Source organism: Pseudomonas sp. 22490 (assembly GCF_052044465.1).
GTDB lineage: Bacteria > Pseudomonadota > Gammaproteobacteria > Pseudomonadales > Pseudomonadaceae > Pseudomonas > Pseudomonas aeruginosa.
The window spans coordinates 401,385-411,769 of record NZ_JBQENS010000002.1 but is presented as its reverse complement, the minus strand read 5'-3'; the positions used below and the strand labels follow the sequence as shown (position 1 = coordinate 411,769).

General features: G+C 62.9%; 8 protein-coding genes and 1 pseudogene. 8 read left to right on the top strand and 1 reads right to left on the bottom strand.

Translation table 11 applies throughout. The annotated features are described in order from the left end of the window. Window positions 1-662, bottom strand: a pseudogene (locus ACTJJX_RS04080) (glutamine synthetase); the annotation flags it as partial. Between the two features lie 278 nt (window positions 663-940). On the opposite strand from ACTJJX_RS04080, the gene ACTJJX_RS04075 reads away from it, so the two are divergent. From ACTJJX_RS04075 to ACTJJX_RS04040, 8 genes are all read left to right on the top strand, one after another. Continuing rightward, on the top strand, window positions 941-1,693 hold the full coding sequence (locus tag ACTJJX_RS04075) for a gamma-glutamyl-gamma-aminobutyrate hydrolase family protein (protein ID WP_016852353.1): 753 nt from the start codon (window positions 941-943) through the stop codon (window positions 1,691-1,693). Window positions 1,694-1,733: 40 nt separating this feature from the next. Beyond that, the gene (locus ACTJJX_RS04070) at window positions 1,734-3,092 is read left to right on the top strand and encodes a glutamine synthetase family protein (RefSeq protein ID WP_003084290.1); all 1,359 of its coding nucleotides are present in this window, start codon (window positions 1,734-1,736) and stop codon (window positions 3,090-3,092) included. A 65-nt stretch (window positions 3,093-3,157) separates the two neighbouring features. Further along, window positions 3,158-4,528 carry a putrescine--pyruvate aminotransferase gene (spuC, locus tag ACTJJX_RS04065; RefSeq protein WP_003084297.1) on the top strand — a complete coding sequence of 457 codons (1,371 nt, stop codon included), beginning with the start codon at window positions 3,158-3,160 and terminating at the stop codon, window positions 4,526-4,528. A 115-nt stretch (window positions 4,529-4,643) separates the two neighbouring features. Then, window positions 4,644-5,747, top strand: coding sequence for a putrescine-binding protein SpuD (spuD, locus tag ACTJJX_RS04060; protein WP_003084299.1), 1,104 nt, complete (start codon window positions 4,644-4,646; stop codon window positions 5,745-5,747). Window positions 5,748-6,165: 418 nt separating this feature from the next. Beyond that, window positions 6,166-7,263, top strand: coding sequence for a spermidine-binding protein SpuE (gene spuE / locus ACTJJX_RS04055; RefSeq protein WP_003084301.1), 1,098 nt, complete (start codon window positions 6,166-6,168; stop codon window positions 7,261-7,263). Window positions 7,264-7,317: 54 nt separating this feature from the next. After that, window positions 7,318-8,472 carry a polyamine ABC transporter ATP-binding protein gene (potA, locus tag ACTJJX_RS04050; RefSeq protein WP_003084303.1) on the top strand — a complete coding sequence of 385 codons (1,155 nt, stop codon included), beginning with the start codon at window positions 7,318-7,320 and terminating at the stop codon, window positions 8,470-8,472. A gap of 26 nt (window positions 8,473-8,498) precedes the next feature. Then, window positions 8,499-9,380: an ABC transporter permease subunit gene (locus tag ACTJJX_RS04045; protein WP_003121722.1), complete on the top strand. Its 882-nt coding sequence runs from the start codon at window positions 8,499-8,501 to the stop codon at window positions 9,378-9,380. Window positions 9,381-9,462: 82 nt separating this feature from the next. Continuing rightward, window positions 9,463-10,332, top strand: a complete 870-nt coding sequence (locus tag ACTJJX_RS04040; RefSeq protein WP_003084307.1) for an ABC transporter permease subunit — start codon at window positions 9,463-9,465, stop codon at window positions 10,330-10,332. Window positions 10,333-10,385 lie beyond the last annotated feature (53 nt).

The following is a 10,385-nucleotide window of genomic DNA, read 5'->3' as shown; positions in this document are numbered from 1 at the left end:
AGGTTGACCTCGAACTGCGCCGGTGCGGATTCGGCGACGATGGCGTCGGCCGGGATGCCCTGGGCGCGGGCGCCGTCGATGATGTCCTGGAGGCACTCGACGTATTCGTCGAGGTCGTCGATGGAGTACACCTGCACCGACTGCGGACGCTTGCCGGAGATCGGCGAGCGAGGCGGCTGCGGCCGGCCGTTCACGTTCTCCTGGTCGATCAGGTAGAACTCCAGCTCGAAGGCGGCGACGATGGTCAGTTCCATCTCGGTGAACCTGGCCACCACCTGGCGCAGGACTTCGCGGGGGTCGGCGAAGAACGGCTCGCCTTCCAGTTCGTGCATGGTCATCAGCAGTTGCGCGGTCGGGCGCTTCTGCCAGGGTTCCATGGAGAGGGTGCCGGGGATCGGGTAGCAGATCCGGTCGGCGTCGCCGATGTCGAGACCCAGGCCGGTACTCTCTACGGTGGAGCCGGTGATATCGAGGGCGAACAGGGAAGCGGGGAGATTGATACCTTTTTCGAAGACTTTGTTCAGACTGTTGCGTTCGATCCGCTTGCCGCGAACCACGCCATTCATGTCTGCAATAAGGAGGTCGACGAACTGGACCTCGGGATGTTCCTTGAGGAACTCGCTCGGTTCAGTGAGCTGAACGGCACGCTGGGGTACCGACATGATGCAACACCTTTTTTGTTAAAAATTTCAATCATGCGGGGGGTAGGCTATGAGTCAATCCGAAAGCCTGTGGGATGTCAATAGCCGCCAAAAACGCCCTCTTGTGGGGCGTTGAGGCCGTTTTCAGGGCATTTTCGCCGGACGAAAAGCCGAAAAAAACCTCGCGTCGAAGGGTGTTCAGGAGTGCGTGTTCAATTTTTTACAGGCCTATTGTGTAAAAAAATGAACAACGCTAAGCTCGGCCAAACCCCATAACATCTACAAACAACGGGTGTCTCATGTCTCGCCTGCCGTTAATCGGCGTCACCGCCTGCACCAAGCAGATCGGTCTTCATCCCTACCACATTGCCGGCGACAAATATCTGCGTGCCGTCGTCAACGGCGCTGGCGGTCTCCCGCTGATCATTCCTGCGCTGGGCGATTCGATCGACCAGGCAGCCCTGCTGGACAGCGTCGACGGCTTGCTCTTCACTGGCTCGCCGTCGAACGTCGAGCCCCGTCATTATAGTGGACCGGCGAGCGAGCCCGGCACCCTCCACGACTCCGACCGCGACGCCACCACGCTGCCGCTGGTCCGCGCCGCCATCGACGCCGGCATTCCGGTCCTCGGCATCTGCCGCGGTTTCCAGGAAATGAACGTGGCTTTCGGCGGCAGCCTGCACCAGAAGGTGCACGAGGTCGGAACCTTCATGGACCACCGCGAGCCGGCCGACCAGCCGCTCGAGGTTCAGTACGCGCCGCGCCATGCCATGCATGTGCAGCCGGGCGGAGTGCTCGCCGGTATCGGCTTGCCGAGCGAGTTCCAGGTCAATTCCATCCATGGCCAGGGCGTTGATCGTCTGGCGCCGGGCCTTCGAGTAGAAGCACTGGCGCCTGACGGGTTGGTCGAAGCCATCTCCGTAGAAGGTGCAAAAGCCTTCGCTCTTGGTGTGCAATGGCACCCGGAGTGGCAGGTTCTGACGAACCCCAACTATCTCGCTATCTTCCAGGCTTTCGGTAAGGCCTGCAGCAAGAGGGCGGGGCAACGTTGAGTCCGGCTGTTGGGGCCGGACTCTCAACCCTGAGGTCTTTATGACTACCAAGTTAGACCAGCTGACCAGCTGGCTGAAGGAACGCAAGATCACCGAAGTGGAATGCCTGATTTCCGATCTGACAGGCATCGCCCGCGGCAAGATCTCGCCGACCAACAAATTCATCGCGGAAAAGGGCATGCGCCTGCCGGAGAGCGTTCTGCTGCAGACCGTCACCGGCGACTACGTGGAAGACGACATTTACTACGACCTGCTCGACCCGGCCGACATCGATATGGTCTGCCGCCCGGACGAGAATGCCGTGTTCCTCGTCCCCTGGGCCATCGAGCCCACCGCGATGGTGATCCACGACACCTTCGACAAGCTCGGCAATCCCATCGAGCTGTCGCCGCGCAACATCCTCAAGCGCGTGTTGAAGATGTATGCCGACAAGGGCTGGCGGCCGATCGTGGCGCCAGAGATGGAGTTCTACCTGACCAAGCGCAGCGACGACCCCGACTATCCGTTGCAGGCCCCGGTGGGCCGCTCCGGACGCCAGGAAACCGGGCGTCAGTCGTTCTCCATCGACGCCGCCAACGAGTTCGACCCGCTGTTCGAGGACATGTACGACTGGTGCGAGGCCCAGGGCCTTGACCTGGATACGCTGATCCACGAGGAAGGCACCGCGCAGATGGAGATCAACTTCCGTCATGGCGACGCCCTCGACCTGGCCGACCAGATCCTGGTGTTCAAGCGCACCATGCGCGAGGCCGCGCTCAAGCACAACGTCGCCGCGACCTTCATGGCCAAGCCGATGACCGGCGAGCCGGGCAGCGCGATGCACCTGCACCAGAGCATCGTCGACGTGAAGACCGGCAAGAACATCTTCTCCAATGCCGACGGCACCATGAGCGAGCTGTTCCTGCACCATATCGGCGGCCTGCAGAAGTTCATCCCGGAAGTGCTGCCGCTGTTCGCGCCCAACGTGAACTCGTTCCGCCGCTTCCTGCCCGATACCTCGGCGCCGGTGAACGTCGAGTGGGGCGAAGAGAACCGTACCGTCGGCCTGCGCGTGCCGGACTCCAGCCCGGAGAACCGCCGGGTCGAGAACCGTCTCGCCGGCGCCGACGCCAACCCTTACCTGGCGCTGGCTGCCAGCCTGCTGTGCGGCTACATCGGCATGGTCGAAGGCATCAAGCCGAGCGCCCAGGTCAAAGGTCGCGGCTATGAACGCCGCAACCTGCGCCTGCCGCTGACGATCGAAGCGGCGCTGGAGCGCATGGAGAACTGCAAGCCCCTCGAGCAGTATCTCGGCAGCAAGTTCATCAGCGGCTACGTCGCGGTGAAGCGTGCGGAGCACGAGAATTTCAAGCGGGTAATCAGCTCCTGGGAGCGGGAATTCCTCCTGCTTTCCGTTTGATCCTGACCGGGGGCGGCCGGCGTGGTCCGCCGCTCCCGGACAGTCTTGAATAGAAGAGGTGTGACATGAACAGCCAAATCACCAACGCCAAGACCCGTGAGTGGCAGGCGTTGAGCCGCGACCACCATCTGCCGCCGTTCACCGACTACAAGCAGTTGAACGAGAAGGGCGCGCGGATCATCACCAAGGCCGAAGGCGTCTATATCTGGGACAGCGAGGGCAACAAGATCCTCGATGCGATGGCCGGCCTCTGGTGCGTCAACGTCGGCTACGGCCGCGAGGAGCTGGTCCAGGCCGCCACCCGGCAGATGCGCGAGTTGCCGTTCTACAACCTGTTCTTCCAGACCGCCCACCCGCCGGTGGTCGAGCTGGCCAAGGCGATCGCCGACGTCGCTCCGGAAGGCATGAACCACGTGTTCTTCACCGGCTCCGGCTCCGAGGCCAACGACACCGTGCTGCGTATGGTCCGCCACTATTGGGCGACCAAGGGCCAGCCGCAGAAGAAAGTGGTGATCGGCCGCTGGAACGGCTACCACGGCTCCACCGTCGCCGGCGTCAGCCTGGGCGGCATGAAGGCGTTGCATGAGCAGGGTGATTTCCCCATCCCGGGCATCGTCCACATCGCCCAGCCCTACTGGTACGGCGAGGGCGGCGACATGTCGCCGGACGAGTTCGGCGTCTGGGCCGCCGAGCAGCTGGAGAAGAAGATTCTCGAAGTGGGCGAGGAAAACGTCGCCGCCTTCATCGCCGAGCCGATCCAGGGCGCCGGCGGCGTGATCGTCCCGCCGGACACCTACTGGCCGAAGATCCGCGAGATCCTCGCCAAGTACGACATCCTGTTCATCGCCGACGAAGTGATCTGCGGCTTCGGCCGTACCGGCGAGTGGTTCGGCAGCCAGTACTACGGCAACGCCCCGGACCTGATGCCGATCGCCAAGGGCCTCACCTCCGGCTACATCCCCATGGGCGGGGTAGTGGTGCGCGACGAGATCGTCGAAGTGCTCAACCAGGGCGGCGAGTTCTACCACGGCTTCACCTATTCCGGTCACCCGGTGGCGGCCGCCGTGGCCCTGGAGAACATCCGCATCCTGCGCGAAGAGAAGATCATCGAGAAGGTGAAGGCGGAAACGGCACCGTATTTGCAGAAACGCTGGCAGGAGCTGGCCGACCACCCGTTGGTGGGCGAAGCGCGCGGGGTCGGCATGGTCGCCGCCCTGGAGCTGGTCAAGAACAAGAAGACCCGCGAGCGTTTCACCGACAAGGGCGTCGGGATGCTGTGCCGGGAACATTGTTTCCGCAACGGTTTGATCATGCGCGCGGTGGGCGACACTATGATTATCTCGCCGCCGCTGGTGATCGATCCGTCGCAGATCGATGAGTTGATCACCCTGGCGCGCAAGTGCCTCGATCAGACCGCCGCCGCCGTCCTGGCTTGAGTCCCTGAGCGGACTTTTGCCAGACTGCGCCAGTGCGTTGGCCAGGCTCACCGGGTGGTGACGCGATCGGTTGCGCCACCGCCCGGATACTTCAACAAAAATGGAGCTACCCCGCATGATGAAACGTTTCGGTAAGACCCTGCTCGCCCTGACCTTGGCGGGCTCTGTGGCCGGTATGGCGCAGGCTGCGGACAACAAGGTGCTGCACGTGTACAACTGGTCCGACTACATCGCGCCGGACACCCTGGAGAAGTTCACCAAGGAAACCGGGATCAAGGTCGTCTACGACGTCTACGACAGCAACGAAGTGCTGGAAGCCAAGTTGCTGGCGGGCAAGTCCGGGTACGACGTGGTGGTGCCGTCCAACTCCTTCCTCGCCAAGCAGATCAAGGCCGGGGTCTACCAGAAGCTCGACAAGTCCAAGCTGCCGAACTGGAAGAACCTGAACAAGGACCTGATGCACACCCTGGAAGTCAGCGACCCGGGCAACGAGCATGCGATTCCCTACATGTGGGGCACCATCGGCATCGGCTACAACCCGGACAAGGTCAAGGCGGCCTTCGGCGACAACGCGCCGGTGGATTCCTGGGACCTGGTATTCAAGCCGGAGAACATCCAGAAGCTGAAGCAGTGCGGCGTCAGCTTCCTCGACTCGCCGACCGAGATCCTCCCGGCGGCCCTGCATTATCTCGGCTACAAGCCGGACACCGACAATCCCAAGGAACTCAAGGCGGCCGAAGAGCTGTTCCTGAAGATCCGTCCCTACGTCACCTACTTCCACTCGTCGAAGTACATTTCCGACCTGGCCAACGGCAACATCTGCGTCGCCATCGGCTACTCCGGCGACATCTACCAGGCCAAGTCCCGCGCCGAAGAGGCGAAGAACAAGGTCACCGTCAAGTACAACATTCCCAAGGAAGGCGCCGGCAGCTTCTTCGACATGGTCGCCATTCCGAAGGACGCCGAGAACACCGAGGGCGCCCTGGCCTTCGTCAACTTCCTGATGAAGCCGGAAATCATGGCCGAGATCACCGACGTGGTTCAGTTCCCCAACGGCAACGCGGCGGCCACCCCGCTGGTGTCCGAGGCGATCCGCAACGACCCGGGCATCTACCCGAGCGAAGAGGTCATGAAGAAGCTGTATACCTTCCCCGACCTGCCGGCCAAGACCCAGCGGGCGATGACCCGCAGCTGGACCAAGATCAAGTCCGGCAAGTGATCCGCGAGGAGCCCGGCGGCGCCTGAAGCCGCCGGCGCTCCGGCACGAGAGAACCGGAACGCGGCCGGGTTTCCTCCGGCCGCGCTCCCCTGCGAAGAGGTTCGACTCTTTTGCCCGTTCGTCCAGACGCTTCCTCCTGGGGGCCCGACGACCGGACGCAGTATCGACGACGAAGACGCTGCCATGGGCGCTGCGCCAATCTGCCGCGCCGGGGCCGGTCGTGTCGCTCGCACCGGGGCCGAGGGCCCGGAAAACCTGAAACCAACACGCCGGTAGGGAACCCAGCTCACTCATGTTTCCCGGCGGAATCGTCGGGTTGTCATGAAACCCGAGTGATCTGGGCTTACATCGGCACTTGAAGAACACGGGTCGAACAGGCAGGGTGCTGCCGTGAAAAGGCCCGGAACAGGAGTCGGACATGCAACATTCCATTGGCAAGACACTGCTGGTAGCCGCTCTGGCTACGGCGATCGCGGGCCCCGTGCAGGCGGAGAAGAAGAGCCTGCACATCTATAACTGGACCGATTACATCGCTCCCACCACCCTCAAGGACTTCACCAAGGAGAGCGGGATCGACGTCAGCTACGACGTCTTCGACTCCAACGAGACCCTCGAGGGCAAGCTGGTCTCCGGCCACTCCGGCTATGACATCGTGGTGCCGTCGAACAACTTCCTCGGCAAGCAGATCCAGGCCGGTGCCTTCCAGAAGCTGGACAAGAGCAAGCTGCCGAACTGGAAGAACCTCGATCCGGCGCTGCTCAAGCAACTGGAGGTCAGCGACCCGGGCAACCAGTACGCGGTTCCCTACCTGTGGGGCACCAACGGCATCGGTTACAACGTGGCCAAGGTCAAGGAAGTCCTCGGCGACCAGCCGATCGACTCCTGGGCCATCCTCTTCGAGCCGGAGAACATGAAGAAGCTCGCCAAGTGCGGCGTGGCCTTCATGGACAGCGGCGACGAGATGCTGCCCGCCGCCCTCAACTATCTGGGGCTGGACCCCAACACCCACGACCCGAAGGACTACAAGAAGGCCGAGGAAGTCCTGACCAAGGTTCGCCCCTACGTCAGCTACTTCCACTCCTCCAAGTACATCTCCGACCTGGCCAACGGCAACATCTGCGTCGCCTTCGGCTATTCCGGGGACGTCTTCCAGGCCGCTGCCCGCGCCGAAGAGGCCGGCAAGGGCATCGACATCCAGTACGTGATTCCCAAGGAAGGCGCCAACCTGTGGTTCGACCTGATGGCGATTCCCGCCGATGCCAAGGCCGCCGATAACGCCTACGCGTTCATCGACTACCTGCTGCGTCCGGAGGTGATCGCCAAGGTCAGCGACTACGTCGGCTACGCCAACGCGATACCGGGGGCCCGCCCGCTGATGGACAAGAGCGTCAGCGACAGCGAGGAGGTGTATCCGCCGCAGGCCGTGCTCGACAAGCTCTACGTTTCCGCCGTGTTGCCGGCCAAGGTGCTGCGCCTGCAGACCCGTACCTGGACCCGGATCAAGACCGGCAAATAAGTTCAAATTCCGCCCGGTAGCGTGACCGGGCTCAACGACTTGGGAGTTGTGGTAATGGCGATAGCCTCCGGTGCCTACAAGAAAGCCCTAGAGGGCAACCAGCAGCCGAAAGAGGTGCTGGTAAAGATCGACCGGGTAACCAAGCAGTTCGACGAGACGCTGGCGGTGGACACCGTGTCCCTGACCATCAACAAGGGCGAGATCTTCGCCCTGCTCGGCGGCTCCGGCTCGGGTAAATCCACCCTGTTGCGCATGCTCGCCGGTTTCGAGCGGCCCACCGAGGGGCGGATCTTCCTCGATGGCCAGGACATCACCGACCTGCCGCCCTACGAGCGGCCGATCAACATGATGTTCCAGTCCTATGCGCTGTTCCCGCACATGAGCGTGGCGCAGAACATCGCCTTCGGCCTCAAGCAGGACGGCCTGCCCAAGGCCGAGATCGACGAGCGCGTGGCCGAGATGCTCAAGCTGGTGCACATGACCCAGTACGCCAAGCGCAAGCCGCACCAGCTCTCCGGCGGCCAGCGCCAGCGGGTGGCCCTGGCTCGTTCGCTGGCCAAGCGGCCGAAGCTGCTGCTGCTCGACGAGCCGATGGGCGCGCTGGACAAGAAGCTGCGCTCGCAGATGCAACTGGAACTGGTGGAGATCATCGAGCGCGTCGGCGTGACCTGCGTGATGGTGACCCACGACCAGGAAGAGGCCATGACCATGGCCCAGCGCATCGCCATCATGCACCTGGGCTGCATCGAGCAGATCGGCAGCCCGATGGACATCTACGAGACCCCGGCGAGCCGCCTGGTCTGCGAGTTCATCGGCAACGTCAACCTGTTCGACGGCGTGCTGGTGGAGGACGTGCAGGACCATGCGGTGATCGCCTGCCCGCAGCTGGAGAACCCGATCTACATCGGCCACGGCATCAGCACCCGCGCCGAGGACAAGCGCATCACCTACGCGCTGCGGCCGGAGAAAGTGATGATCAGCGCGCAGAAGCCGGACAACCTGGAACACGCCGGGCACAACTGGGCCCAGGGCACCGTCTACGACATCGCCTACCTTGGCGGCCACTCGGTGTACTACATCAAGCTGGCCTCCGGGATGATCGTCCAGGCCTTCATGGCCAACGCCGAGCGCCACGTCGCCCGGCCGACCTGGGACCAGTCGGTGTACATCAGCTGGTACGACGACAGCGGCGTGGTACTGCAGTCATGAAATTCGCCAACAGCCTGAAAAAGCGCATGCCCACCGGGCGGCATGCGGTCATCGGGGTGCCGTTCCTGTGGCTCTTCCTGTTCTTCCTGCTGCCCTTCGCCATCGTGCTGAAGATCAGCCTGGCGGAAGCGGACGTGGCCATCCCGCCCTATACCGAGATCTTCGCCTACGCGGACCAGCAGTTGCAGGTGCTCCTCAACCTCGGCAACTACCTGATGCTGACCGATGACCCGCTCTACATCGATGCCTACCTCGGCTCGCTGAAGATGGCCTTCATCAGTACCCTGATCTGCCTGCTGGTGGGCTACCCGATGGCCTACGCCATCGCCCGCTCCAGCCAGTCCTCGCAGACCGTCCTGCTGCTGCTGATCATGATGCCGACCTGGACGGCGATCCTGATCCGGGTCTATGCCTGGATGGGCATCCTTTCCAACAACGGCCTGCTCAACAGCGTACTGATGGGGCTGGGGCTCATCAGCGAGCCGCTGACCATCCTCAATACCAACATCGCGGTGTACATCGGCATCGTCTATTCCTACCTGCCGTTCATGATCCTGCCGCTCTACGCCAACCTGGTGAAGCACGACCCGAGCCTGCTGGAGGCCGCTTCCGACCTGGGCGCGCGTAACTTCACCAGCTTCTGGAAGATCACCGTGCCGCTGTCGAAGAACGGCATCATCGCCGGCTGCATGCTGGTGTTCATCCCGGCGGTGGGCGAGTTCGTCATCCCGGAACTGCTCGGCGGCCCCGAGACCCTGATGATCGGCAAGGTGCTCTGGCAGGAGTTCTTCAACAACCGCGACTGGCCGGTGGCGTCCGCCCTGGCGGTGGTGATGCTGGCGATCCTGATCATCCCGATCATCCTGTTCAACAAGAACCAGGCCAAAGAACTGGAGGGCAAGGTATGAGCCAGCACAGCGTATCCCGCTCCGTATCCCGTTCAACAGGCTCTCCATCCAGAAGCGTGGCCAAAGAACTGGAGGGCAAGGTATGAAGCGCTGGAATTTCTCCAACGTCATGCTGATCGTCGGCCTGCTCTTCATCTACCTGCCGATGCTGATCCTGGTGATCTATTCGTTCAACGCCTCCAAGCTGGTGACGGTGTGGGGCGGCTGGTCGGTGAAGTGGTACGTCGGCCTGCTGGACAACACCCAACTGGTCAGTTCGGTCGGACGCTCCCTGGAGATCGCCTTCTATACGGCGTTCTCCTCGGTGCTCCTCGGCACCCTGGCGGCCTTCGTCCTCACCCGCATCCCGCGCTTCCGCGGTCGTACGCTGTTCGGCGGCATGGTCACCGCGCCGCTGGTGATGCCGGAAGTGATCACCGGCCTGTCGCTGCTGCTGTTGTTCGTGGCCATGGCGCAACTGATCGGCTGGCCGCAGGAACGGGGTATCGTGACCATCTGGATCGCCCACACCAGCTTCTGCTCGTCCTACGTGGCGGTGGTGGTGTCGGCGCGCCTGCGTGAACTCGACCTGTCGATCGAGGAAGCGGCGATGGACCTGGGCGCCAAGCCCTGGAAGGTGTTCCTGCTGATCACCATCCCGATGATCGCGCCCTCGCTGGCGGCGGGCGGCATGATGTCCTTCGCCCTGTCGCTGGACGACCTGGTACTGGCCAGCTTCGTCTCCGGACCCGGCTCGACCACCTTGCCGATGGAAGTGTTCTCGGCGGTACGCCTGGGCGTGAAGCCGGAGATCAACGCGGTGGCCAGCCTGATCCTGCTGAGCGTTTCGCTGTTCACCTTCTTCGCCTGGTACTTCACCCGCCAGGCCGAGGAGCGGCGTCGCCGGGCGATCCAGCAGGCGATGGAAGAGACCGCGACCGACTGGCAGAAAGGCTCGCCGACCCCGGCCTGAGCCCTCCGCCGAAAAGAAAAGGCCACCTGCGGGTGGCCTTTTTCATTGGCGCG